23 protein-coding genes are annotated in these 23584 nt (G+C 65.1%); 10 read left to right on the forward strand and 13 right to left on the reverse strand.

Annotated elements, in window-relative coordinates; genetic code table 11:
* The first annotated feature begins 99 nt into the window (after positions 1-99).
* From J2R76_RS25160 to J2R76_RS25170, 3 genes are all read left to right on the forward strand, one after another.
* Positions 100-1074 carry a lytic transglycosylase domain-containing protein gene (locus J2R76_RS25160; RefSeq protein ID WP_253625155.1) on the forward strand — a complete coding sequence of 325 codons (975 nt, stop codon included), beginning with the start codon at positions 100-102 and terminating at the stop codon, positions 1072-1074.
* A 138-nt stretch (positions 1075-1212) separates the two neighbouring features.
* Entirely contained in the window at positions 1213-1839 is a 627-nt protein-coding gene (locus J2R76_RS25165; RefSeq protein ID WP_076832668.1) for a Crp/Fnr family transcriptional regulator, read from the forward strand.
* Positions 1840-2197: 358 nt separating this feature from the next.
* Positions 2198-2470 (forward strand): hypothetical protein, encoded by a 273-nt coding sequence (locus J2R76_RS25170; RefSeq protein WP_253588189.1) that lies wholly within the window; start codon positions 2198-2200, stop codon positions 2468-2470.
* A gap of 10 nt (positions 2471-2480) precedes the next feature.
* On the opposite strand, the gene J2R76_RS25175 is transcribed toward J2R76_RS25170, so the two are convergent.
* The 10 genes from J2R76_RS25175 to J2R76_RS25220 all read right to left on the reverse strand — a co-directional run bounded on the left by J2R76_RS25175 (position 2481) and on the right by J2R76_RS25220 (position 11782).
* Positions 2481-3515 carry an ATP-grasp domain-containing protein gene (locus tag J2R76_RS25175; RefSeq protein ID WP_253625156.1) on the reverse strand — a complete coding sequence of 345 codons (1035 nt, stop codon included), beginning with the start codon at positions 3513-3515 and terminating at the stop codon, positions 2481-2483.
* Entirely contained in the window at positions 3512-4540 is a 1029-nt protein-coding gene (locus J2R76_RS25180) for a putative zinc-binding metallopeptidase (RefSeq protein WP_057020110.1), read from the reverse strand. Before J2R76_RS25180 ends, J2R76_RS25175 begins: the two co-directional genes overlap by 4 nt.
* A gap of 188 nt (positions 4541-4728) precedes the next feature.
* Positions 4729-5106, reverse strand: a complete 378-nt coding sequence (locus tag J2R76_RS25185; RefSeq protein ID WP_076832674.1) for a hypothetical protein — start codon at positions 5104-5106, stop codon at positions 4729-4731.
* Positions 5107-5305: 199 nt separating this feature from the next.
* Entirely contained in the window at positions 5306-6589 is a 1284-nt protein-coding gene (locus J2R76_RS25190) for an RNA polymerase sigma factor (RefSeq protein WP_057020111.1), read from the reverse strand.
* A gap of 89 nt (positions 6590-6678) precedes the next feature.
* On the reverse strand, positions 6679-7074 hold the full coding sequence (locus J2R76_RS25195; RefSeq protein WP_057020112.1) for a YciI family protein: 396 nt from the start codon (positions 7072-7074) through the stop codon (positions 6679-6681).
* 381 nt (positions 7075-7455) lie between these two features.
* Positions 7456-8151 (reverse strand): AprI/Inh family metalloprotease inhibitor, encoded by a 696-nt coding sequence (locus J2R76_RS25200; protein WP_057020113.1) that lies wholly within the window; start codon positions 8149-8151, stop codon positions 7456-7458.
* Positions 8151-9134: a 2-hydroxyacid dehydrogenase gene (locus J2R76_RS25205; protein ID WP_229193051.1), complete on the reverse strand. Its 984-nt coding sequence runs from the start codon at positions 9132-9134 to the stop codon at positions 8151-8153. Before J2R76_RS25205 ends, J2R76_RS25200 begins: the two co-directional genes overlap by 1 nt.
* On the reverse strand, positions 9134-9922 hold the full coding sequence (locus tag J2R76_RS25210) for an ABC transporter permease (protein ID WP_076832691.1): 789 nt from the start codon (positions 9920-9922) through the stop codon (positions 9134-9136). Before J2R76_RS25210 ends, J2R76_RS25205 begins: the two co-directional genes overlap by 1 nt.
* Positions 9919-10722, reverse strand: coding sequence for an ABC transporter ATP-binding protein (locus tag J2R76_RS25215; protein WP_375166534.1), 804 nt, complete (start codon positions 10720-10722; stop codon positions 9919-9921). The genes J2R76_RS25210 and J2R76_RS25215 overlap by 4 nt, the downstream gene beginning before the upstream one ends.
* 16 nt (positions 10723-10738) lie before the next feature.
* Positions 10739-11782, reverse strand: a complete 1044-nt coding sequence (locus tag J2R76_RS25220; RefSeq protein WP_253625158.1) for an ABC transporter substrate-binding protein — start codon at positions 11780-11782, stop codon at positions 10739-10741.
* A 144-nt stretch (positions 11783-11926) separates the two neighbouring features.
* Between J2R76_RS25220 and J2R76_RS25225 the strand changes: the two genes are divergently transcribed.
* Entirely contained in the window at positions 11927-12733 is an 807-nt protein-coding gene (locus J2R76_RS25225; RefSeq protein ID WP_253625159.1) for a creatininase family protein, read from the forward strand.
* Positions 12734-12877: 144 nt separating this feature from the next.
* A complete protein-coding gene (locus tag J2R76_RS25230) occupies positions 12878-13147 on the forward strand; it encodes a hypothetical protein (protein ID WP_057020179.1) in 270 nt (89 codons plus the stop codon).
* Between the two features lie 116 nt (positions 13148-13263).
* Here the strand turns inward: J2R76_RS25230 and J2R76_RS25235 are convergent, their stop codons facing one another.
* Positions 13264-13533: a metal-sensing transcriptional repressor gene (locus J2R76_RS25235; RefSeq protein ID WP_016840607.1), complete on the reverse strand. Its 270-nt coding sequence runs from the start codon at positions 13531-13533 to the stop codon at positions 13264-13266.
* Positions 13534-13871: 338 nt separating this feature from the next.
* Here J2R76_RS25235 and J2R76_RS25240 point away from each other — a divergent pair, with 338 nt between their 5' ends.
* On the forward strand, positions 13872-14135 hold the full coding sequence (locus J2R76_RS25240; protein ID WP_253625160.1) for a hypothetical protein: 264 nt from the start codon (positions 13872-13874) through the stop codon (positions 14133-14135).
* 197 nt (positions 14136-14332) lie between these two features.
* Here the strand turns inward: J2R76_RS25240 and J2R76_RS25245 are convergent, their stop codons facing one another.
* On the reverse strand, positions 14333-15496 hold the full coding sequence (locus J2R76_RS25245; RefSeq protein ID WP_057015126.1) for an IS4 family transposase: 1164 nt from the start codon (positions 15494-15496) through the stop codon (positions 14333-14335).
* 338 nt (positions 15497-15834) lie between these two features.
* Here J2R76_RS25245 and J2R76_RS25250 point away from each other — a divergent pair, with 338 nt between their 5' ends.
* The 4 genes from J2R76_RS25250 (at position 15835) to J2R76_RS25265 (ending at position 21683) form a co-directional block, all read left to right on the forward strand.
* On the forward strand, positions 15835-17478 hold the full coding sequence (locus tag J2R76_RS25250; protein WP_253625161.1) for an NRAMP family divalent metal transporter: 1644 nt from the start codon (positions 15835-15837) through the stop codon (positions 17476-17478).
* Positions 17475-17687, forward strand: coding sequence for a hypothetical protein (locus J2R76_RS25255; protein WP_057020122.1), 213 nt, complete (start codon positions 17475-17477; stop codon positions 17685-17687). The genes J2R76_RS25250 and J2R76_RS25255 overlap by 4 nt, the downstream gene beginning before the upstream one ends.
* 337 nt (positions 17688-18024) lie before the next feature.
* On the forward strand, positions 18025-20013 hold the full coding sequence (locus J2R76_RS25260) for a carbohydrate porin (protein ID WP_253625162.1): 1989 nt from the start codon (positions 18025-18027) through the stop codon (positions 20011-20013).
* Between the two features lie 197 nt (positions 20014-20210).
* Entirely contained in the window at positions 20211-21683 is a 1473-nt protein-coding gene (locus J2R76_RS25265; protein ID WP_253625163.1) for an FAD-dependent monooxygenase, read from the forward strand.
* A 107-nt stretch (positions 21684-21790) separates the two neighbouring features.
* On the opposite strand, the gene J2R76_RS25270 is transcribed toward J2R76_RS25265, so the two are convergent.
* Positions 21791-23416 (reverse strand): FMN-binding glutamate synthase family protein, encoded by a 1626-nt coding sequence (locus J2R76_RS25270; RefSeq protein ID WP_253625164.1) that lies wholly within the window; start codon positions 23414-23416, stop codon positions 21791-21793.
* Positions 23417-23584 lie beyond the last annotated feature (168 nt).

The raw sequence follows: 23584 nt of genomic DNA on the forward strand, positions 1-23584 counted from the left end.
GGTGATTTCGCGGCTTCGCCGCAATCGACCCGCTAAAAAGTCGTGATCCGAAGTGCATTTGCGCGCAACTCACATCACAATTCAGGTCTCTGGAAGCAAATGCGATTTGTCATCGCGGCGCTTGCCGCGTTTCTTGTCTTGATGCTCGACTTCGATCGTTCGCCCGGCTCGATCAACGCCTCAACCCAAGCCCCGACATTCTCGCGCGACGCGACATCCGACGCCGTTCCGTTTGCCGCGCGCTTTATCGAAAGCGCTGATGCCAGCGAGGCGCCCGCTGCGACGGACGCGGACAAGACGCCCGCGCCTGCGGCGCAGCCGAGCGATGCCGCGGCCGAGCCGCAGATGTCCGCGATCGACAAATTCTGCCACAGCCTGAAGGACGCGGCGCAGGCGAGCGAAATCCCCGTTGCGTTCTTTGCGCGGCTGATCTGGCAGGAGAGCCGCTTTCGCTCGAACGAGATCAGCCATGCCGGTGCGCAGGGCGTTGCGCAGTTCATGCCGGAGACGGCGGCCGAAGTCGGGCTCGACGATCCCTTCGATCCGCTGCAGGCGTTGCCGGCATCCGCAAGACTGCTGCGCAAGCTGCGCGACGATTTCGGCAATCTCGGCCTGGCGGCGGCCGCCTACAATGCCGGCAGCGGCCGCGTCCAGAAATGGCTCGCCCGGCGGAGCGAGCTGCCGCGCGAGACCCGCGACTATGTCCGGATCATCACCGGCACCAAGGCGGAGGACTGGATCGAGCGTGCCGACACGCTCGCCATCCGCATCGACTTGCCGGGCGAAGCGCCGTGCGAAGGCATAGGCGGCCTCTCGAAGGCGAAGGATGTCGCCTTCGTCGCGGCGTCGCCGGCGTCCGCGGTGACGACGATCATCCGCAAGGCCGAGGCCGCGCGAGAGGCGGCAAGGTCGGTCGCCGGCCGCGCGCGCAAGCGGCTCGCGCTGCTGCTCAGAAAGAGCTCGCCGGGCGCGGCCCGGCTCGGCAAGGCGCGCCCGACCGTCGTCGCCGCCAAAACGAAATCCGGCAAGACCCGCGCCATTCACGTCGCCTCGCGCGCGCGTTCGTCGAGCTGAGGCAGCGTCACGACGCGTGCACCGCCGCAAGCGTGGGCCGGCGATATTTCCGCTCAGGAAACTGAGCGCACTGGTGTATGTTGCCGGTCGTTTTCAGATCGGTTTGCTTGCAATTTTCATTTCCCAGTGGGCGTTGTCATGACGTTGATCGATGGTTTGGGTTATCTGGCGTCGGCGCTTGTGTTGCTGACGTTCTGCATGAGTACGATGTTGAGCCTGCGCGCTGTCGCGATATTCAGCAATCTGGCATTCATCAGCTATGGATTGGGCGACCGGATCTACCCGGTGCTCATCCTGCATATCATTCTGCTGCCCCTGAACGTGGTGCTGCTGTTCCAGATGGTTCGGCTGCTTCGGAAAGCGAAGCGTGCTGCAGCGACGGACCTTTCTCCGAACTGGCTGCAGCCGTTCATGCAGCCGAAGCATCTCAAGGCGGGAGAAACGATCTTCCGGAAGGGCGACGACGCCGACCTGCTGTACATGGTCGTGTCCGGCGAGGTCAGGTTTCCCGAGATCGATCGCGGGGTATCGGCGGGTGAACTGTTCGGCGAGATCGGGCTGTTTTCGCTCGAGCGCCGCCGCACGCAAACCGCTCAAGCCGCGACCGATGTAGATCTGCTCTGGATCAGCGACAGCGCACTGAGGAAGCTGTGCGAGCGCAACCCGGGACTGTCGCTGTATTTCCTGCGCCTGACGGCGACGAGGATGACGGAAAACGCGGCTCGCGCGATCGGGGTCGGCGAGGTGGCGCCCAGTCCGGCGTAAGGTGCGCCGCCTCGCTTGCCGGCGCTACGGCGCGGACGACGCCGCAAGGCTCGGCAGCGGCGCAAACTGCATCTCTGCAACGGCCGAGCCGGCGTATGCACTGGCGATCAGGATCATGACTCGAATGGCGACGAACATGGTGCCTCCTCAGTCTTGTTGTTGGTCTTTCAATGCCAGAGACTTCTTTCCCGCCGGTGAGGAAAGCTGGTTGCCGCAACCTTGAAGGCATTGGTAAGCGGGCCGTTTACGCAAGCCCATTCATGAGTTGGGAACCGTATCGGCCGATCGGCCGCAGCACTAAACGCGCGGTTCACCGTCACCGGGCATTGTTCGCCTCAATCAAGAAGGCGCAAGCACAATGCCGATTTTCAGGACGATCCTTGTTGTCGTATCGATTTTTCTTGCCGGTTTGTACGTCTACGACAGCTGCCGCAGCGATGGGCTCGCCATGCCGGTTTCGGTAAACGAAATCCTTGCACGGCGCTGGCCGGAACCGGACGCGTTTCATCTGACGGCAGCCCCTGTTTCCGCGACCGCCGGCACCGTGACGCCGGCCGCGCGCGTTAGGGAAACGTTTGCGATGTTCATCCCCAAGGATGCGCGACGCCATCCGATGCAGCGCAGCCTTTAGCGGCCTCGAGTCAGCCCAGCGACACGCCGGCCTTGGCGCGGCTTATTCCGAGCGTCACGATGCGCTGCAGGAGATCCGGATAGTCCAGCCCGTCATGCCCGGCGGCCGTCGCGAACTCCTGGCTCTTGGCGATTTCGGGGTTGGGATTGGCTTCGATGAAATACGGAACGCCATTGGTGGACAGGCGGAAGTCGATACGCGCATAGCCATCGAGCCCCAGCGTCCGGTAGATGCGCTTCGCCAGCCGTTGGATATGGGCGGATAGCTCCGGCGTGAGATCCTCGGCCGGGCCATCGACAATCCCGACGCGCTCCTGATAGCTGGTATCGTGCTTGACCTTTTCGGTGGCGATCTGGCGCGCGGCAGGGCCGCCCATGCTGCCGAATTTCAATTCCCACACCGGCAGCACCCGCAGCCGGTTGTTGCCGAGCACGCCGACATAGAGCTCGCGTCCCTCGATGAACTGCTCGGCGATCGCGGCCGTTCCGATCCGCTCATGGATGAAGGCGACGCGCTCGGCGAGCTTCTCGTCGGTATCGACGATCGACGCCTGCGAGATGCCGAGCGATCCATCGCTGCTCAGGCTCTTGACGATCAGCGGCAGCTCGAGACGCGGCGGCCGCTTGACCTTGCGGCGCATCGGAAACACGGCGAAGGCCGGCACCGGGATCCGGCGATGGTGCACCAGCGTCTTGGACAGATCCTTGCCGCGCGCCAGGATCAGGCCGCGCGGGTTGCACCCGGTATAGGCGATCTTCATCAGCTCGAGATAGCTCGCGATGTGCTGGTCGTACACGACGTCGTAGTGAAACTCCTCCAGCAGCGTGAACACGACGTGCGGCTTGAAGCCCTCGATCTCGTCGCGCACCGGCTTGATTTCCTCCTGCACGCCGAGCGGACGTACCTCATGGCCGGCCGCGCGCAGGGTGCTGACGACGTCGTATTCCGTCTTCCACTCGTTGATCTCCCGCGCGCTGTATCCATCGCTGGAGTCGGGCGGCACACAATCCGGGTGCATCAGCACCAGAATGCGAAGCTGTTTCATAGCGCGATCCATTTCCGGCGCGACGGGCCGAACAGCGCGTGCATGGTCTTGGCGGTCAGCAGAATGGTGAAGTTTGTCACGAGCTTCTGCTCGGGGCCGACGGCACGCAGATTGAGCTCGCGGCAGCGCGAGATCATATCATCGAGCACGGCATCGAGCGTCAACTGGTTCTCGCCGGTCCACCGCGCCACCAGCTGCCTGATCTGCGCGCGGTGCCGCCTGATGAAGGCCGCGGCCGGCGGACGCCGATAATGCCGCGGATCGGCGGAGAACAGCTTGGAGAGATCGCGGTCGTAGGTCTTCGGCGGCGTGAAGGCGTAGAATGCCTGCTTCTTCCTGTAGTGCTCGGCGAGCGTTTGCTTGAGCGTATGCAGCGGATCGACCCGCTCGCGCGTCGGGAGCAGCGGCCGCTTGCCGGCGATCTCGCCCATCAGCTCGTCGACATATTCGAGCTTCTTCAGCGCGGGCCAGCCGGCATAGCGCGTCCGCCAGTTCGAGCGCGGCCGCAGCCACACCGCGAAGGTCTCGGCGAAGTCCTCATCCGGATGGCTCTGCGCGTACCAGAGGCGAAGATGCTGGACATAATTGCGGCTGGCCGGATTGGGCCGGTAGTAGCGCGGATAGTGCTGCGACGACGGGCCGAACAGCTGCTGCCAGCGCCGGCGGCGCTGCAGCTGGTAGCCGTGCTGCACGGCATGCCCCGCCTCGTGGCGGAGAATCGCCATGCACTCGGACCACGAGGCGCCCTCGACGTCGAGCATCATCTTCTTCTCGAGCTTCATCAGGCGGGGATGGGCGAGGTAGAACGGGATCGCGATGCCGGGCACATCTGCCGGGCTGAACCATTCGCTCGAGATCCACGTGTGCGGCCGCAACCGGATGCCGCGCTCCTCGAGCTCCTCATAGAGCGTATTCACACAATCGGCGAGCCAGGTGCCCTCGACGGCAACCCTCAGACGATTGAGCGGTTGCGCGAGCAACTGCTCGTCCGTCAGCTTTTCCCAGGCAAATTTGCGGCGCGGCATAGGCTTCCAAAGTCTAAAACAAATCGGACTCTGGATGGTGTCATAGGTTGCCGCCGGCAACAACCGCCGGGCCTTCGCGGCGAGCCTCCGGCCAATGCCGGCATCGGGCCGGCCCGAGTGTCCGCCTTGGGCGGCGGGCAGCGCGCCGAGCCCGATTCGCCGGCTCAAGGCGACGCCCATCTGGCGTCCTACGGCCTGACCCAGCGTTGCACGGCCGCGGCGGTGTCGGCCGGCCTGGTGTTGAAGCAGATGGCGGCATCGGGGGCGAGCCGGTGCACCAGATTCAGGATCGTCTCGAACAGCAAGAGCCGCTCCGGCGGCTCGCGCAGCCCGGCACCGATCACGACGCAGTCGTAGCGGCGCGCGTTGAGGGCCGCCGCCGTCACGGCTTCCGCCGTATCGCCGAGGTCGATCAGGCAGCTCTCGACGTCGTAGCCGAGCGTCCGCAGGCCGTCGATCTGCGCGTCGAGATAGCTGCGCACCAGTTCGGGCGTGAACTGCGGCATGACGGACAGATCGACGAAGGTCGGGTCGAGGCCGATCGCCAGCACGGATGGCTTCGTCATGGTGGCAGTTCCCGGTCCGAGAGAATTTCGTCCGAGCATGCCGCAGGTTTGAGTCGAAATCGCGGACACGACGACCCGCAGCAACCTTGTGAAAGCCCGGGTGAGCGAAGCGACACCCGGGGTTGCTCGTCGCAAAGACCCGCATGTCGCTTCGCTTATGCGGGCTACATGGTTTCGCTCCGCCGGAATCGCGGAGCCGTCAGCGGCAGCCATGATCCTGCGCGGCACGCGCAGCGATTGCGGCGCGCCGCTTGAGGAACTCGCGCTCGCGCGAATTGCCGGCTAATGCGGCGGCGGCCTCGAACGCGGCATGCGCCTCCGCGAAACGGCTCAGCTTATTCAGCAGATCGCCGCGCACGCTCGGCAGCAGATGATAGGATTTCAGCGCCGGCTCATCGGTGAGGCCGTCGACGATCGCGAGCGCGGCAAGCGGCCCCTCGGCCATGCCGATCGCAACTGCGCGGTTGAGCTCGATCACGGGTGAATCCAAGAGCGCGGCGAGATCGCCGTACAGCGCGGCGATGCGGCGCCAGTCGGTCGCGTCCGGTGTTCCGGCTTCGGCGTGGCAGGCGGCGATCGCGGCCTGCAGCACATAGAAGCCGCCGGCGCCGCCGAGCTCGCGGGCACGCGCCAGCGCGAGCTGCCCGCGGCGGATCTGCAGGCGATCCCACCGCGCACGGTTCTGGTCCATCAGCAGGATCGGCTCACCGGACGCATCGGTGCGCGCCGCCATCCGCGAGGCGTTGAACTCCATCAGCGCCAGCAGGCCGTGCGCCTCCGGCTCCGATGGTGCGATCGAGGTCAGCACGCGGCCCATGCGCAGCGCCTCGTTGCAGAGCTGCGGCCGCAGCCATTCGTCGCCGCTTGCCGCGGTATAGCCCTCGTTGAAGATGAGGTAGACGACCTCGAGCACGGAGGCGAGCCGCTCGGACAGCTCCTCGCCACGCGGCGTCTCGTAGGCAAGGCCTGACTCCGACAACGTGCGCTTGGCGCGCACGATGCGCTGGGCGATGGTCGCCTCCGCCTGCAGGAAAGCGCGCGCGATCTCCTCGGTGGTGAGGCCGCAGATCATCCGAAGCGCCAGCGCGGCGCGCGCCTCCCGCGACAGGCGCGGATGGCAGGCGGTGAAGATCAGCCGCAGCAATTCGTCACCGATATCGTCGTCGAGCGCGGCATCGAAGTCGGGCATGGTCTCCTGCTCCCGCGCCAGGTCGTGCGCGATCACGCCGTGCTTCTCGGCCAGCATGCGATTGCGGCGCAGATGGTCGAGCGCGCGGCGTTTGGCCGTCGCCATCAGCCAGGCACCGGGCTTTTCCGGCACGCCATCGGCCGGCCAATGCTCGAGCGCGGCGACCAGCGCTTCCTGGGTCAGGTCCTCGGCGAGCGGCACGTCGCGCAGCATCCGCGACAGGCTGGTGATCAGCCGCGGCTGCTCGATGCGCCACACCGCAAGGATCGTGGCCTGGATGTCGGCGGCCGTCATCGCCGCCGACCTGGATTCTCGGCTTGACGCGTTTTCTTCACGCGAACCGGCGTCCACTTCGCTTGCGAACGCCCTGTTCGCGCGGCGCATCAGGCGCAGGCGGACACATCGACCTGACAGCCGCCGTCGGCGCCCGGGGTGGCGAACGGACGGACCTCACAGGTTCCCTCCCAGCCCGGCATATGCTCCTTGTGCAGCTGCATGAACTCGACGGCGGCGGCGACCGCCTCTTCCTTGTTGCGGAGCTCGAAGATCGCGTAGCCGCCGATCATCTCCTTGGTCTCGACGAAGGGCCCGTCGACGACGTTGAGCTTGCCGTCGGTGATGCGGACCTGGGCGCCCATCGCTACCGGCAACAGCCCGCCGGTGTCGATCATGCGGCCCGCCTTGATTTCCCGCTCGGCAAGCCTGCCCATCGCCTCCATCAGAGCGGGCGTCGGCGGGCCCGGGGGCTGCGCGGAGGTGACGATATACATGAAGCGCATCGGAAAACTCCTGTTGGGCGAGACGCGGCGATGATCGCCGCAAGACCGGCTCGCTATGGGGAACGACGATTTGGGAGGGGGTGAATCGACAGCGGAAAGGGAATTTTTTCAGGCAGAAGCAAATCCTTGGCGTCCCTGCGAAAGCAGGGTCCCATAACCACTGGGTTGAGTTGCTGAAGCGAGCCATGGCCACAGCCGCGCAAAACCAACCGGCATCGTGGCTATGGGTCCCTGCTCCCGTGCGCAATTGCGCACTAGGCGCGGACGACACGGAGCTTGTGGCAATCCCGTAGCCGGGTGAGCGAAGCGATACCCGGGGAATGCACCGGCGAAATCCCGCATATCGCTTGCGCTCATGCGGGCTACGAAGCCAGCCCCGACCTACTGCTCCCGCAGCATGATCAGCGGATCGGCGCTGTCCGGGACACGGCGCCACTGGGCGTTGTCGTCGGCCTCGAACTGCCAGGTCTCGCCTTTGGCCGACATCAGGATCATCTGGCCGTGATCGAGCCGCCACATGGTCGGGTTGAAGGAAGCGACCGCGGGATCGCATTTGCCCTTCAGGAACACCTGGAAATTGTCGTTGCCGGCGTCGGTGTTGGTCAGCACCAGCGTGCAGATCGCCTGGCCGTTGCCGCGCACCATCGACCAGTCGCCGATCATCTGGTCCATCGATTTGGCGAGCGAGCGCGCCGCGGCAAGGTTTTGCAGGATGTAGACGCCCTCGTTGGTGCGCATGCCTTCGAAGATGCCGGTTTCGACCTCGGTGAAATCGATCACGGTCTCGCCGGCGGCATTGTGCAGCCGCACGATGTCGCCGAGGCCCTTGATGCTCCAGCCGGTGATGTCCTTGGTGAAGGGCAGCGCGGCGGCGCAGGCGGGCTCGAGCTCGAGCTTGAAGCCTTGCGGCGCCGTATCGCCCTTCAGCGTCACGACGCAGGTCTTGCTGCGCTCGGTGGTGGCGAGCTCCCACTGCCCGATCATGTCCTTCTTCAACGTCGTGACGTCCTGCGCCGCTGCCGGACCGCACGCGGCCAGCAGCAGACACAGCACGGCGTTGAAGCGGGACAACGACATCAGCGATCCTTGACGGGCGTTTCGGCAACCGGCGTCAGCGGCGGCTTGCCGGCGAACCAGTTCTTGATATTGTCGACCACGAGCTGGTCCATCGCGTTGCGCGTCACCACCGAGGCCGAGCCGATATGCGGCAGCAGCACGACGTTCTGCATCGCCTTCAATTCGTCGGGCACGTTCGGTTCGGCCGCGAACACGTCGAGACCGGCGGCCAGGATGGTGCCGGACTTCAGCGCCGCGACCAGCGCCGGCTCGTCAACCACCGAGCCGCGCGCGACATTGATCAGCACGCCGCGGGGACCGAGCGCCTTCAAGACGTCGGCATTGATCATCTTCGCCGTCGAGGCGCCGCCCGGCACGATGACGATCAAGGTGTCGACCGCCTTCGCCATCTCGATCAGATCGGGATAGTGCTTGTAGGAGACGTCCTTGGACGGATTGCGCGAGTGATAGGACACCGGCACCCGCGACGCATCGAGCCGGCGCCCGATCGCCTGGCCGATCCGGCCCATGCCGACGATGCCGATCTTGCGGTCGCGCAGCGAGCCGACGCTGAGCGGATAATTCTGGGTCTGCCACAGGCCGGAGCGCACGTAGCGGTCGGCCTTGACGAATTCGCGCAACGTCGCGATCAACAGGCCCATCGCGACATCGGCGACCTCCTCGGTCAGCACGTCGGGCGTATTGGTGACCACGATATTGTGATCGCGCGCATAGGCGGAATCGACGTGGTCGTAGCCGACGCCGAAGCTGCCGACGATCTCGAGCTTCGGAAACATCGCCAGCGCGGTCTTGTCGGTCGCCATCGTGTGATAGGTGACGGCGATGCCGCGGATCTTGGCCAGCGTATCGGGCGTCAGCCGCTCGAGGTCGCCGCGGCTCTCGGCACGGTGCAGCGCGTATTGATCGGGAAAGCCGTTTTCGAGGATTGGCCGGATCGGTCCATAGATCAACAGATCGATCTTTTCGGAAGAAATCGGGGCCATCAACTGTCCTTTCCTAACGCGCTTTCATGCCAACGCCGCAGCAACAAATGCGAAACTAGCGCCAGCAACCCATAAATGACAATCCCGGCCAGCGATAGCAGCAGAAGTGCCGCGAACATGCGGGGAATATTCAGCCGGTAGCCTGATTCAGCGATCCGGAAGGCGAGGCCCGAGCCGGCGCCGGCGCTGCCCGCCGCGATCTCCGCGACCACGGCGCCGATCAGCGACAGCCCGCCGGCGATGCGCAGACCGCCGAGGATATAGGGCAGCGCCGCGGGCAGCTTCAGGAACAGCAGCGTCTGCAGCTGCGAGGCGCCATAAAGTTGAAACAATCCGGCGAGGTTGCGATCCACCGAATTGAGGCCGAGCGTCGTGTTCGACAGCACCGGAAAGAACGCCACGATCCAGGCGCAGACGATCACCGCGGTCTGCTGCTGCAGATAGATCAGGAGCAGCGGCGCGATCGCGATGACGGGCGTGACCTGCAGCACCACGGCATAGGGAAACAGCGAATACTCCAGCCATTTCGACTGGTTGAACAATAGCGCCAGCACGATGCCGCCGACTGCCGCGGCAACGAAGCCTTCGAGCGTGGTCAGGAGCGTGACGCCGAGCGATTGCGACAGGATAGGCCAGTCCGCAACCAGCGTCTTCAGCACCAACAGCGGGCTCGGCAGCACGTAAGGTTGGATGCCATAGCCGCGGACGATGGCTTCCCAGAGCAGGAGGCCAGCGGCGAACACCGCAAGCGGCAGCAGAAAACGGACGAGGTCTTGCGGAGATTTCATGCGCCCGCCTGCCCTGCATAGGATGGCGCCAGCGCGCTGGAGACCTCGCGGCAGAACGCGGCGTATTCGGCCGAGGTGCGGAACTCCTCGCCGCGCGGTTCCGGCGAGGTGATGCGAAACTCGGCGCCGATCCGGCCCGGGCGGGCGGTCATCACGATCACGCGCTCGGACAGATAGACCGACTCGAACACCGAGTGCGTCACGAAGATGACGGTCTTGTGCAGACTGCGCCACAGCGACAGCAGGTCGTTGTTGAGGCGAAACCGCGTGATCTCGTCGAGCGCCGCGAACGGCTCGTCCATCAGAAGGACATCCGGATCGGTGACCAGCGCGCGCGCCAGCGACACCCGCATCTTCATGCCGCCGGACAGTTCGCGCGGATAGGCCCTCGCGAACTCCGCGAGCCCGACCTGGTCCAGCGCCGCATCGATGCGCGCATCGGCGTCCGTCGCGGGCGCACGGGCGAGCTTCAGCGGCAGGCGGACATTGTCGCGCACGGTAGCCCACGGCATCAGGGTCGGCTCCTGAAATACGAAGCCGATGCGGTGGCTGCCGCGCTGCTCCGCGCCATGATGCGAGACCTCGACCGTGCCGGCGCTTGGCGTGGCGAGACCTGCAATCAGCCGCAGCGCGGTGGATTTGCCGCAACCGGAGGGCCCGAGCAGCGAGACGAACTCGCCGCGCCTCACGTCGAGGTCGAGCGGCCCGAGTGCCCTCACGCCGCTGTCATAGGTCTTGCTGACGCCGCGCAGGCGCACGGCCGACGCTGCATCAGATCCAGACAACGCAGGCTCCGCCATCGCCCGTCCGCACCCGTCAGTTCTTCGGCCGGAGCTCGGCGCCGACCGCCTTGTTGACGAAGCGCAGCGTGTAGCCCTGGCGATAGTCGATGGCGCTCTTGACCACGCCGGCGCGCACCATCGTGTCGAAGAAGCTCGCCATCCGCTCGTCGGTCATGGCGCCGATGCCGTTCTTGATGGAATCGCCGGAATCGACGATGCCGTGCTCGCGCATCTTGGCGACGCAATAGGCGAGCAGCTCGTCGTTCATGTCGGGATTGAGCTTCTTGATCATCGCATTGCCGGCCGAGTTGTCGCCGTAGACGTAGTGGTACCAGCCGACGATCGAGGCATCGACGAAGCGCTGCACGAGGTCAGGCTTCTTGTCGACCAGGTCGCGGCGGGTCTCGATCAGCGTCGAGTAGGAGTTGAAGCCGTAATCGGCGAGCAGCAGCACGTTCGGCTTGAAGCCGGCGGCTTTCTCGACCGCGAAGGGCTCCGAGGTGACGTAGCCCTGCATCGCGGTCTGCTTGTTCACGATGAAGGGCTGCGGGTTGAAGGTGTAGGGCTTCACCTTGTTCTCGTCGAAACCGTATTCGGACTTCAGCCACTGGAAGTAGCTGGTGATGCCCTCCTTCGAAATCAAAAGCGTGAGCGGCTTCAGATCCTCGATCTTTGCGACCTTGACCTCGGGATGGGTCAGGAAGACCTGGGGGTCCTTCTGGAACATGGCGGCGACAGCGACCAGCGGCACGTTGTTGGTGACGGCGTCGAAGGTCTGCAGCGAGTTCGCGCTCATGAAGAAGTCGAGCTTGCCCGCGATCAGCAGCATCCGGTTGTTCTCGTTGGGACCGCCCGGCACGATGGTGACGTCGAGGCCGTATTTCTTGTAGGTGCCGTCGGCGAGCGCCTGGAAGAAACCGCCATGCTCTCCCTCGGCGACCCAATTGGTGCCGAACGAGACTTTGTCCAAGATCTTGTCTGAGGTCTGCGCCTGCGCCGGGGCAAGCGTCGCGGCAACGCAAAGCGCGGCGGTCAGAAGGCTTGTGGTTAACGCTCGCAGCAAAAAGGCCGGGATCATGGTTGGACTCCGTCGATCATTATGGCCCATGATGGAAGGCGGGAAGACGTGGACCGCGCCCGGAGACGCGAACCCGTTATGATGTTAAACAAACTAGCCTGCAAATCCATCCCGTGAAACGCTTGTATTGAAACGACCGGCTTGATGACTTCTCAGCTTCCGCCCCGCGACTGGACCGCCATCCACTGGCCCGATATCGCCAGGGATACGGCCGCGCGCTGGATTGCGGTGCTGCCGCTGGCCGCGACCGAGCAGCACGGGCCGCATCTGCCGCTCGGAACCGACGTCATGATCGGCGAGGCCTATCTTTCGCGGGTGCGAGAGTTGCTGCCGGCGCCCACTCCCGCCACGTTCCTGCCGTTGCAGCCGGTCGGCATCTCAACCGAGCACATCGATTTTCCGGGTACCTTGACCTTGCCGACCAACGTGGCGCTGAAGAGCTGGATGGCGCTCGGCGAGAGCGTGGCGCGCGCAGGCGTCAGGAAGCTCGTGATCGTGACCAGCCATGGCGGCAATTCCGCCGCGATGCAGCTGGTGGCGCAGGATCTGCGCGCGCACCATCAGATGCTGGTGGTGACCACGAGCTGGTCGCGCTTCGGCGCGCCCGACGGGCTGTTCGACGCCGGCGAATTACGCCACGGCATCCATGGCGGCGCGGTCGAGACCTCGATCATGCTGGCGAAATATCCGCACGCCGTGCGCAAGGACGCGATCGCGGACTTCAAGCCGGCCAGCGTGCGGATCGAGAAGGATCATCGCTTTCTGTCGACGCAGCGGCCGGCGCCGTTCGCCTGGCAGGCGCAGGACCTCAATCCGAGCGGCGCGATCGGCGATGCGACGAAGGCCTCGGCCGAGAAGGGCGAGAAGCTGATCGAGCACGGCGCGCGCGCGTTCTGCGAGCTGCTCGCCGATGTCGACAGGTTCGATCCCGGCGTATTTCGCGGCAAATGACCGCGATTGCTTCGTCCTGACAAGCGCGACGAAACAATTCGCGAAACCATATTTCCGCCCCGATCTTCGAACCGGAACCGGACAGCCTCCGTCCAACGGGCATGCGGACCACACCGGCGCCGCCCACACAGGATGGAGTATTCCATGTCGATCAAGACCAAGTTCGCCGCCCTCGCCCTGACCGCGCTCGCCGTGACCGGCACCATCGCGTCCACGACGTCGCAGGCTGAAGCGAAGCCCTATGGCTGGGGCTGGGGCGTTGGCGCAGGTCTCGTCGGCGCCGCCGTTGTCGGCAGCGCAATCGCGGCCAGCGACGGCTATTACTACGGCGGTGGCTATCGGCGCTGCGGCTGGGTGCGCCAGTTCGACGCCTACGGCAATTACATCGGCCGCGTGCGCAGCTGCTCCTACTGATCGACGCAATTCCCAGGGTTGCGGATCCTGCGTTCGGCACGGGTCCTCATCCACCCCGTGTCGCAACCGACCCGTCCGGCGATCCCCCCGGGCGGGTCAATTCTTGAACGCAGCGATCACAGATACTTCGCGACCAGCCTGAAATCGCGCAGCACGGCTCGCCCTTTCGGCCCCGATGCCTTCAGCGTCTCCTCCAGGCTGTGACCGATGTGATCGTGGATCAGCGCCTTCTTGGCGCTCTCGATCGCGCTCTCCACCGCCTGCAATTGCTGGGCGATCTGCGCACAAGGCCGGCCCTGCTCGATCATCTCGACGATGGTGTCGAGATGGCCGTTGGCGCGCTTCAGGCGCCTGGCGATCGCAGCGTGCGGATGGTCGTCGGACATCTGGCTCTCCTATCCTCCGGGGAGGATAGCAATGATCCTCCCCGGAGGATAGCCGAATCGACTTGACAGGCCATTGTCGCGGGCGTAGTGCCCGATGGCGGGACGTTCGTTCCGCCCCGGGGTTCTGGCTCCGGAGACAAGTCGATCCACGAGCCAGCACAGAAGGCACATGGGCAGTAGCAACTCAGGCGACAGTAGTCCGGCGATGCCGGGACTGGGGACGCCGCAATACAGCAAGACTGATCGCGCAGATCTCGCCTGCGTGGACGGGTGGTCGCGCCCAAGCTGACCACTGCTCCTCACCGGCCTGCCGCGACCAGCGGAAGTGGAGGTGAGCGATGTTCGAAAAGCTCGCAAAATTCCGGCAAGCAAGCCCGCGGCGCGTGGTCGAGCCGCGGCGCATGCCGCCGCCGGCCGCCATTCATTGCAATGACAACCTGCCGGGCTTTCGCCGCCTGGCGGATCGTCGCCGGCGTCCAACCCCGGCCTGTCATTGGGTCCCGATCGACGGCCGCCTGGAATGCCGTTGGATCGTCGACGACAGCGGCGGTGATCTCGATCAGCAGCGACGCGCCGCAGCGAAGCCACGGCTGTGCGCTTAGGCCGACCGTGAGGGCGGGCTTGATAACGACAGTGCTGGCCGCTCCCTCTCCCCGTTCTTGCGGGGAGAGGGTTGGGGTGAGGGGCCGTCTCCGCGCACACGGTAATAGCTGAGTTCGCGGAAGCTCCCCCTCACCCGGATCGCATCTGACGATGCGATCCGACCTCTCCCCGCACGCGCAGGGGTGTCCGGGGAAATTCAGGCATAGCGGAGCTCCATCTGGTCAGGTGAGATGGTTGATTTCCGACGGCTGGGGTTGATGGGCGGAGGTTTGTCGATGGCAGCGAGGGATCGACGCGTGAGCAGGAGCTGGCCGACGAGTTCGGCGAACCTGAGCGGGAGCATTTTGATGCAGTTGGTGTGAGCGGCGATGCGCAGCAGCAGGTAGGCAATCATCGCAGCGAGCACCTGAAGGCGGATCGCGTTGTCGTTGGCGCCGAGGAACTTGCGAATATCGAGATGCTGCTTGATCCAGCGGAACAGCAGCTCGATTTGCCATCGGCTCTTGTAGAGGGCGGCGATCTCGACGGCGCTACGGGCAAGGTCGTTGGTCAGGAGTGTGATCTTGCCGCCTTTCTCGCGTCTGATCTTGATGCGGCGGAGCGGGATTGGAAGGCGCGAATCGCCCTTGCTGGTGAGCTTCACCTCGTCATCGGCAAGGATTTCGAAGCCATCCCCGTTACGCTTGCGGATGGCGCGATGCCTGAGCGAGCGAAGACGGATGCTCGTCTTCGCCCGGGTAACGAAGAAAGCCTTGCTATCATTGATCTTCTGCCACCAGTCGAAACGGCAATAGCCCTTGTCAAACACATAGGTGGTGGCGGGCTGGATTGGGGTCTGTCGGCCGATCTCGATGTCATTGACGTTCGCGGCCGTCATCTCGACGCAGGTCGGGACATCGCTCCTTGGGTCGTAGACGACATGCAGCTTCATGCCGCGGATGCGGCCGTTCCACGTCGCCCAACTGCAGACCTTGCCGAGCGGGATCGGACTGGCGTCGATCAGACGCACCATCTCCATGCCTTCACTCCGCAGCTGGCGACGCGCCATCGCCGACAGCGCCGCAAAGGTTTGCGCGAAAATGCCGATCGGACGGCGGGCATTGGCATCGGACAACGTCGAGCGCGACAGCTTGCCGGTTCCCAAGTGATAGTGATGCTGCGAATTGGCGTTGAAGCCAGTCACTACCCCGCGCAGACTGCTGTTGCCGCTAAGCTGGGCATAGATCAGCGCCACCAGATGATCCCAGCTCCTGAACGACTTGTCGTAGGCATCCCCGTCCAGACGATCCACAACCGTCTGAAACTGCCGTCGATTGATCGGTTCAAGCAGCCTTCCAAAAATGCTACCGCGATATCGCATGCTCGGCCCTCTGTGTCTCGACAACCAGAAAAGACCGATTTGCCTCGGTCCTGCCGAGCATGCACCGCGACACAGTGAATCATTCCCCGGACACCCCTGCCGCACGCGGGGCGAGGTGAAGCGGCGCCCGCTGCTCGGTCGGAAGTAGTTGTCTTGGTTTAGGAGGCCGACATGGACGAAGGACCTAGTTGCCCCGTTGCGCGGCATTCAGGCGCGGCAACGGGATTCTCGATCTGCATCACATCTGGAAATGCCGCTGCTCACGGCAGCGGAGACGTGCGCGCCTGACGACGCCTGCGTCCCTCCCGCCGTGCCGAAAGGCGGCGAGGAGACGCGAAATGACCGAAAGCAAGACCACACAAACCGCCATTCTCGACAGCGCGCATGCCGGCGACATCCACGGCGCGCTCGGCAGCATCGCTCGCGACGACACCGCGCCGCGCGCGACCTTGCTGGCCCGGCTGAAGACATTGCTGGCGATCGTCGGCCCCGGCCTGATCGTGATGGTCGGCGACAACGACGCCGGCGCGTTCGGCACCTATACCCAGGCCGGACAGAATTACGGCACCACGCTGCTGTGGACGCTTCTGCTGCTGATCCCGGTACTCTACGTCAACCAGGAGATGGTGGTGCGGCTCGGCGCCGTCACCGGGGTCGGCCATGCGCGGCTGATCTTCGAGCGCTTCGGCAAGTTCTGGGGTGCCTTCAGCGTCATCGACCTCCTGGTATTGAACGCGCTGACCATTGTCACCGAGTTCATCGGCATCACGTTTGCACTTCATTTTCTCGGCGTCTCGCAGTTCTGGGGCGTGTTGGCCTCGGCTGTTATCGTGATGCTGGCGGTCTCGACTGGCGACTTCCGCCGCTTCGAACGCTTCGGCATCGCGCTGGTCGCAGGCAGCCTGCTGCTGGTACCCGTGATCCTGATGGTGCATCCGCCGGTCGGGCAGATCGCCTCCGACTTCTTCGTGCCGAAGATGCCGCAGGACGCCAAGCTCAGTGAGGTGATGCTGCTGATCGTCGCCATCGTCGGTACCACGGTGGCGCCGTGGCAATTGTTCTTCCAGCAGAGCTACATCGTCGACAAGCGGATCACGCCGCGTTTCATCCGCTATGAACGGATGGATCTATGCATCGGCATCGTGCTGGTCGTGGTCGGCGCGGTGGCGATGATCTCGTTCTGCGCGGCAGTGTTCGCAGGAAAGCCCGAATTCGGCAATTACACGGACGCGCTGGGGACCGCGGTCGGCCTCGAGACATATGCCGGCCGGCTGCCGGCGGTGCTGTTCGCCCTTGCGCTGCTCGATGCCTGCATCATCGGTGCTGCGGCAGTCTCCCTCGCGACCGCTTATGCGATCGGCGACGTGTTCGCGGTCAAGCACTCGCTGCACCGCAAGCCGTGGGACGCGAAGGGCTTCTACAGCGTCTATTGCGGCCTGATCGTGCTCGCGGCGGTGCTGGTGCTGACGCCGGGCACGCCGCTCGGACTATTGACCAACGCGGTGCAGACGCTGGCCGGCGTGCTGTTGCCGAGCGCGACCGTGTTCCTGCTGCTGCTGTGCAACGATCGCCACATCCTCGGGCCCTGGGTCAATTCCCTCAGGCTGAACCTGTTCACCGGCGCGGTGGTCGCGGGGCTGGTGATGCTGTCGGTGATCCTGACCGCCGCGGTGCTGTTCCCCCATCTCGGCGAGACGTGGATCATCGGCATCCTCGTCGGCGGCAGCGTGCTTGCGCTCGCGATCACGGCAGCCGTCAAGTTCTACGGGACGTCGTCGCGCCGCAATGCGTCCTTCCGCTTCAAGCGCAAGCCCTCGCTGGTCGACCGCGACAGCTGGCGGATGCCGCCGCTCGACCGGCTGCCGCCGGCGCGGCTCAGCCCGCTGAGCCGGATCTGGATGATCGTGCTGCGCGGCTATCTCGTCGTCGCCGCCGGCCTCGTGCTGCTGCGGATCGTCCAGCTCGCCACGGTGGGAGCGTGACCGCGCTCAGTCGCGGCCGGCGATGGGGCGCGATCGTGCTGCTCAGGCTGGCGAGCGCCATCCTGCGCGGCGCGGCCGCGCTCCACCGGAAACGCACAATCTCAAACGCCGGGCTGCGGACGGCGCTGTCGCTGGCGCGATGTATCGAACGGGCCGGCGCGCGGGTCGTGCTCGGCAGGGCATCGCAGCCGGCACTCATCAACACATAGGACGAGGACAATGGCGGCATCGATTGAACGGTCGGGTCGCGACCGGTTTGCCACCGACACGCGCTGATCGCCGCCGATGTGGCCCTGCCGCCTCGCGCTGTTACGTGACTGTCACGGTGGCGTGCAAATCGGAACGGTATTGGGTGCGCCTCAGTTGCTATTGCGAATTATTTGCAATAAGTAACAGGGGATGCTAGGTGCTGATCTGGCTTTGGATGGGACGACACAGATCGGACCGGGGACGGCGGGCGATGATTTCAAATCTCGGGTGGCAAGCGGCCACCAAATCTGCAGTGATGCCGGGCGAAACCGCCACTCGTTCGCGGAAAGCCGCGTCATGACCTGCGTCCGCCTCTTCCGGGTCCAGATCGCCGCCGGCGCAGCGCTCGGTGCGGCAACCTTCGGCGCGCCGGCGACCGCGGCCGATCTGGCGCTCAAATCCCCCGCCGCCAGGGCGGTCTACAGCTGGACCGGATTCTATGTCGGCGCCCATGTCGGCTATGGCGACGGCACGCTGGGCCCCGGCACCAATCCGATCCTGGAACAGGGCGTGTTCTTTCCGCCCACCATCACCGGCGGGATCGGCGGCTTCCAGGTCGGATACAACAGGGAATTCGCCAACCGCTTCGTGCTCGGCATCGAGGCGGATGCGACCTTCACCGGCCCGACCGACCTGCCGCGGCGGGTGCTCGGCCCCTTCAATTCGTCGATCGACTATGTCGGCACGCTGCGCGGCCGCGCCGGCTACTCTTTCGGCACCTGGATGCCTTACGTGACCGGCGGCTTCGCCTGGGGCCACAGCCAGGTTCGGGTCAACGACGCCGTGGGCGAGGTGATCTCGGAGCCCGGCCAGTACCAGACCGGCTGGACCGTCGGCGCCGGCGCCGAATTCGCGGTGAGCGGCAATTGGACCGCCAAGGTCGAATACGACTACATCGACCTGTCGCGCCGCACGCTCGGCCTCAATGATTTCGGCCTGCCCGGCGTCAGCATCGACCCGCGCATCCATTTGCTGAAATTCGGCCTCAACTATCAGCTCGGCGACTCGCCATGGTCGGCAACGCCGACGCGCACCGCGCTGCCCGAATCGAGCGACTGGAGCGTGCACGGCCAGACGACGCTGCTGCCGCAGACCTATCCGTCCTTCCGCTCGCCCTATGCCGGCACCAACAGCCTTCCCGGCGCGGGGCAGTTGCAGCAGACCTGGACCACGACGGCGTTTCTCGGCGTGCGGCTCTGGGAAGGCGGCGAGTTCTACTTCAACCCGGAAACCGCGCAGGGCTTTGGCCTCAACGGCACGCTCGGGCTTGCCGGCTTCTCGAACGGCGAAGCCCAGAAGGCCGGCGCGCCGTTCCCGAAAATCCGGCCGCAGCGCTACTACTTCAAGCAGACCTTCGGCTTCGGCGGCGAGCAGGAAGACGTCGCCGACGGCCCGAACCAGATCGCCGGCAAGCGTGACATCGATCGCCTCACGCTCGTGGTCGGGCGCTTTGCGGTCGGCGATTTCTTTGACGGCAATTCCTACGCCAAGGACCCGCGCGCCGATTTCATGAACTGGGCGATGTGGGCGTCCGCCGCCTACGACTTCCCGGCCGACTTGCCCGGCTACACCCGCGGCGCCGTGGTCGAGCTCAACCGCAAGGATTGGGCGGTGCGCGCCGGCGTGTTCCAGGTGCCGAACGCGCCGAACAGCGACGTTCTGGTGTTCAACACCGGCGGCGCCGTGGTGGAATTCGAGGGCCGCTATTCGATCTTCGACCAGCCCGGCAAGCTGCGCGTCGGCGTGTTCGGCAACCGCGGCAACACCGGCAATTACGCCCGGGCGCTCGCGATCGAGGACGCCAATCCGGGGCTCGACATCAACGACGTGATGGCCGGCATCCGCAAGGACAATCTGAAATACGGCTTCTATCTGAACGGCGAGCAGCAGATCGTAAAGGATGTCGGCCTGTTCGGCCGCCTCAGCTGGAACGACGGTCAGAACGAAATCCTGTCGTTCACCGATGTCGATCGCAGCGTGTCGGGCGGCCTGTCGATCAAAGGCAGCAGGTGGGGACGGGCGAACGACACGATCGGCATCGGCGGCGCGATCAACGGGCTATCATCAGCGCATCGCGACTATCTTGCCGCCGGCGGCCTCGGCCTGCTGATCGGCGACGGCGCGCTGAACTACAGCCCGGAGCGGATCTTCGAGACCTACTACGCCTATCAGGTGAACAAGAACCTGACGCTGACCGCGGACTATCAGTTCATCACCAACCCCGCCTACAACGCCGACCGCGGCCCGGTGCACATTTTCTCCGGCCGCATCCACGGCGAGTTCTGAACGCGCCATCTCTGGGTCCCGGCCTGCGCCGGGACGACAGCAAATTTGCCGCGCCGTTCTTGTCAATGATGTCTCGGAATTGGTTCGATAGAGCAAACGCCCTCTCCCCACTCAGATATATGTAGACCCCCCGGGCTTGCCGCAAGCCCGGGGTCATCCCGTAGAACGCGCGCCCAATCGAACGGAGGGAGTGCGGGATGCGGGAACATGCTGTCGTGATTGCCGGCGGAGGTCCGACCGGGCTGATGCTGGCGGGCGAGTTGACGCTGGCGGGAATAGATGTTGCGATTGTCGAGCGGCGCGCGGGGGAGGACCTGATCGGCGCTCGGGCCGGCGGCCTGCACGCGCGCACCATCGAGGTGCTCGATCAGCGCGGCATCGGCGACCGCTTCGTCGCGCTGGGGACGCGCCATCCGGCAGTGCTGTTCCATTCGCACCTGGTTCCGCTTGAGATCACCGACTTTCCGACCCGGCGCAATTTCACGCTGGGGCTCCGGCAGAACCATATCGAGCGCCTGCTCGGCGAATGGGTCGGCGAACTGGCGGTGCCGATTATTCGCGCGCGCGACGTGACCGGCTTCACGCAGGACGACGCCGGCGTCGACGTCGAACTGTCGGATGGCCAATTGCTCCGGGCACAATATCTCGTCGGCTGCGACGGCGGCCGGAGCCTCGTCCGCAAAGCGGCCGGCATCGAATTCGCCGGGTGGAATCCTACCACGAGCTGGCTGATCGCCGAGGCCGAGATGGCGGGCGAGCCGGAATGGGGCTTTCGCCAGTACGACACCGGCACCTCGGCGATCGGCAAGGCGGACGATGGCGGGCGGGTGCGGCTGGTGCTGACCGAGCGGCAACTCGGCACCGACCGGGAGCCGACCTTGCGCGACGTCAGCGAGGCACTGGTCGCCGCGTACGGCACCGATTTCGGCATCCACAGTCCGGTCTGGATCTCGCGCTTCACCGACATGACCCGGCAGGCCCTGACCTACCGCAAACAGCGCGTGCTGCTGGCCGGCGACGCCGCCCATGTGCATCCGCCGATGGGCGGCCAGGGCCTCAATATCGGCGTGCAGGACGCGGTGAACCTGGGCTGGAAGCTCGCCCAGGTGGTCAAGCAGATCGCGCCGGACAGCCTGCTCGACACCTACGAAGCCGAACGGCATCCGGTGGCGGCCCGCGTGCTGCGCAACACCATGGCGCATGTCGCGCTCAACCGCACCGATCCGCGCACCCGGGCGCTGCACGAGATCGTCTCCGACCTGCTGCGCATGGAGGAGCCGCGCAGGAGCTTTGCCGCGATGATGTCCGGCCTCGATCTTCACTACGATCTTGGCGACGGCCATCCGCTGCTCGGACGCCGCATGCCCGATCTCGATCTGGTCACCGCCAACGGCCCGGCGCAGGTCTTCGCGCTGCTGCAGCGGGCGCGGCCGGTGCTGCTGAATTTCGGCGCGCCCGGCGACATCGCCATCGCGGGATGGACCGACCGGGTTCAGCTGGTCGATGCCGAGTATCGCGGCGCATGGGAGCTTCCCGCGCACGGCACGGTTTCGGCTCCGACCGCGGTGCTGGTGCGGCCCGATGGCTACGTGGCGTGGGTTGGCGAGCGAACGCAGGCCGGCCTAACCGAGGCGCTGACCAAATGGTTCGGCGCGTCCGCTGCTACGTAATGAGCGTAGCCCGGATGGAGCGCAGCGTAATCCGGGATCGGTCGATCCGCACAGAGAGTGGTCCCGGATTGCGCTGCGCTTCATCCGGGCTACGGATTTGCCGCCCCCTACCCCGCCGGCTGGAACGAATCCGCGCGCGCCATCGCCCAGGCGTCGCGGAAGCGGCGGTCCTGGGTGCCTTCGAGCAGTTCGCCGGAGCGCAGCGTCGGATAGAGCTCGGCGAAGGAAGAGACCTCGGTGGTCGAAGACCGCTGCGAGAAGTGGATCGGGCGCAGCTCCTTGGTGTGCTCGAGGCCAGCGGCGGCGAGCAGCTCGGTCAGCGCGTGCAGGGTCGAGTGGTGGTAGTTGTACACGCGGTCGATCTTGTCGGGCACATAGAGCGCGCGGTTGCGGATCGGGTCCTGCGAGGTGACGCCGGTCGGGCAGCGATCGGTGTGGCAGCTCAGGGACTGGATGCAGCCGAGCGCGAACATGAAGCCGCGCGCCGAATTGCACCAGTCGGCCCCGATCGCCATCGCGCGCGCCATGTCGAACGCGGTCGCGATCTTGCCGGAGGCACCGATCTTGATGCGATCGCGCGCGCCGATGCCGATCAGCGCGTTGTGGACGAAATTGACGCCCTCGCGCATCGGCATGCCGAGATGGTCCATGAACTCGAGCGGCGCGGCGCCAGTGCCGCCTTCATTGCCGTCGACCACGATGAAGTCGGGATAGAGCCCGCTCTCGTGCATCGCCTTGCAGATCGCCAGGAATTCCCAGGGATGGCCGATGCACATCTTGAAGCCGGCCGGCTTGCCGCCGGACAGCTGGCGCATCCGGGCGACGAATTCCATCATCTGCAGCGGCGTCGAGAACGCCTTGTGATAGGCCGGCGAGATGCAGTCCTCGCCCATCGGTACGCCCCGGATCTTGGAAATCTCCTCGGAAACCTTCGCCGCCGGCAGCACGCCGCCATGGCCGGGCTTGGCACCCTGGCTGATCTTGAGCTCGACCATCTTGATCTGATCGTCGCCCGCGACGCTTGCGAAGAGATCCGGATTGAAGGTGCCGTCGCGGTTGCGGCAGCCGAAATAGCCGGAGCCGATCTCCCAGATGATGTCGCCGCCCATCTCGCGGTGATAGGGGCTGACACCGCCCTCGCCGGTGTCGTGGGCGAAGCCGCCCTTCTTGGCGCCGGCATTGAGCGCCCGCACCGCGTTCGGGCTCAGCGCGCCAAAGCTCATCGCGGAGATGTTGAAGACCGAGGCTGAATACGGCCTGGTGCAGTCGGGGCCGCCGATGGTGATGCGGAATTTCTGGTCGGCACGCGGCTTCGGCGCCACCGAGTGGTGCATCCACTCATAGCCCTCGCGATAGACGTCCTCCTGGGTGCCGAACGGCCGCTTGTCGAGCACCATCTTGGCACGCTGGTAAACCACCGCGCGGGTGTCGCGGGAGAACGGCATGCCGTCCTTCTCGCTCTCGAAGAAATATTGCCGCATCTCCGGGCGGATTTCCTCGAGCAGGAAGCGGACATGCGCCGAGATCGGGTAGTTGCGCAGCACCGCGTGGTTCTTCTGGGTGAGGTCGCGGATGCCGAGCAATGTCAGCGCGCCGAAGATGACCAGCGGAATCAGGACGATCTTGAAGACCTTGTGATCGAAAATTCCAACCAGCAGCAGGAGCGCGGTGACGACGGCGCAGATGGTCAGCACGATGAAGCGCGGCGAGAACGGAAGCAGCACTGTATCCATGAAATTCCTCCGGTCTGCCCAAATGACCTGTCGGCCGCGAGCCTAATCCAACTCGCGGAACAAGTGCACTACGGTTATACGGCCGAGCAGTCACAGATGTGACAACCGCCCGAATGGGCGGGTGCGGATACCGGTCAAACTAAAACGAAATCGACTTTTGCACTGCAA

It is taken from the genome of Bradyrhizobium sp. USDA 4532, from assembly GCF_024171315.1.
Classification (GTDB): domain Bacteria; phylum Pseudomonadota; class Alphaproteobacteria; order Rhizobiales; family Xanthobacteraceae; genus Bradyrhizobium; species Bradyrhizobium australafricanum.

What these genes read in the sequence shown, in the direction of transcription:
- J2R76_RS25165 (WP_076832668.1), top strand. Translation starts at nt 1,213, where the DNA reads ATGACGTTGATCGATGGTTTGGGTTATCTGGCGTCGGCGCTTGTGTTG.
- J2R76_RS25250 (WP_253625161.1), top strand. Translation starts at nt 15,835, where the DNA reads ATGACCGAAAGCAAGACCACACAAACCGCCATTCTCGACAGCGCGCAT.
- J2R76_RS25170 (WP_253588189.1), top strand. Translation starts at nt 2,198, where the DNA reads ATGCCGATTTTCAGGACGATCCTTGTTGTCGTATCGATTTTTCTTGCC.
- J2R76_RS25260 (WP_253625162.1), top strand. Translation starts at nt 18,025, where the DNA reads ATGACCTGCGTCCGCCTCTTCCGGGTCCAGATCGCCGCCGGCGCAGCG.
- J2R76_RS25205 (WP_229193051.1), bottom strand. Translation starts at nt 9,134, where the DNA reads ATGGCCCCGATTTCTTCCGAAAAGATCGATCTGTTGATCTATGGACCG.
- J2R76_RS25175 (WP_253625156.1), bottom strand. Translation starts at nt 3,515, where the DNA reads ATGAAACAGCTTCGCATTCTGGTGCTGATGCACCCGGATTGTGTGCCG.
- J2R76_RS25230 (WP_057020179.1), top strand. Translation starts at nt 12,878, where the DNA reads ATGTCGATCAAGACCAAGTTCGCCGCCCTCGCCCTGACCGCGCTCGCC.
- J2R76_RS25210 (WP_076832691.1), bottom strand. Translation starts at nt 9,922, where the DNA reads ATGAAATCTCCGCAAGACCTCGTCCGTTTTCTGCTGCCGCTTGCGGTG.
- J2R76_RS25220 (WP_253625158.1), bottom strand. Translation starts at nt 11,782, where the DNA reads ATGATCCCGGCCTTTTTGCTGCGAGCGTTAACCACAAGCCTTCTGACC.
- J2R76_RS25160 (WP_253625155.1), top strand. Translation starts at nt 100, where the DNA reads ATGCGATTTGTCATCGCGGCGCTTGCCGCGTTTCTTGTCTTGATGCTC.
- J2R76_RS25180 (WP_057020110.1), bottom strand. Translation starts at nt 4,540, where the DNA reads ATGCCGCGCCGCAAATTTGCCTGGGAAAAGCTGACGGACGAGCAGTTG.
- J2R76_RS25265 (WP_253625163.1), top strand. Translation starts at nt 20,211, where the DNA reads ATGCGGGAACATGCTGTCGTGATTGCCGGCGGAGGTCCGACCGGGCTG.
- J2R76_RS25215 (WP_375166534.1), bottom strand. Translation starts at nt 10,722, where the DNA reads ATGGCGGAGCCTGCGTTGTCTGGATCTGATGCAGCGTCGGCCGTGCGC.
- J2R76_RS25225 (WP_253625159.1), top strand. Translation starts at nt 11,927, where the DNA reads ATGACTTCTCAGCTTCCGCCCCGCGACTGGACCGCCATCCACTGGCCC.
- J2R76_RS25270 (WP_253625164.1), bottom strand. Translation starts at nt 23,416, where the DNA reads ATGGATACAGTGCTGCTTCCGTTCTCGCCGCGCTTCATCGTGCTGACC.
- J2R76_RS25240 (WP_253625160.1), top strand. Translation starts at nt 13,872, where the DNA reads ATGTTCGAAAAGCTCGCAAAATTCCGGCAAGCAAGCCCGCGGCGCGTG.
- J2R76_RS25235 (WP_016840607.1), bottom strand. Translation starts at nt 13,533, where the DNA reads ATGTCCGACGACCATCCGCACGCTGCGATCGCCAGGCGCCTGAAGCGC.
- J2R76_RS25195 (WP_057020112.1), bottom strand. Translation starts at nt 7,074, where the DNA reads ATGCGCTTCATGTATATCGTCACCTCCGCGCAGCCCCCGGGCCCGCCG.
- J2R76_RS25200 (WP_057020113.1), bottom strand. Translation starts at nt 8,151, where the DNA reads ATGTCGTTGTCCCGCTTCAACGCCGTGCTGTGTCTGCTGCTGGCCGCG.
- J2R76_RS25185 (WP_076832674.1), bottom strand. Translation starts at nt 5,106, where the DNA reads ATGACGAAGCCATCCGTGCTGGCGATCGGCCTCGACCCGACCTTCGTC.
- J2R76_RS25245 (WP_057015126.1), bottom strand. Translation starts at nt 15,496, where the DNA reads ATGCGATATCGCGGTAGCATTTTTGGAAGGCTGCTTGAACCGATCAAT.
- J2R76_RS25190 (WP_057020111.1), bottom strand. Translation starts at nt 6,589, where the DNA reads ATGACGGCCGCCGACATCCAGGCCACGATCCTTGCGGTGTGGCGCATC.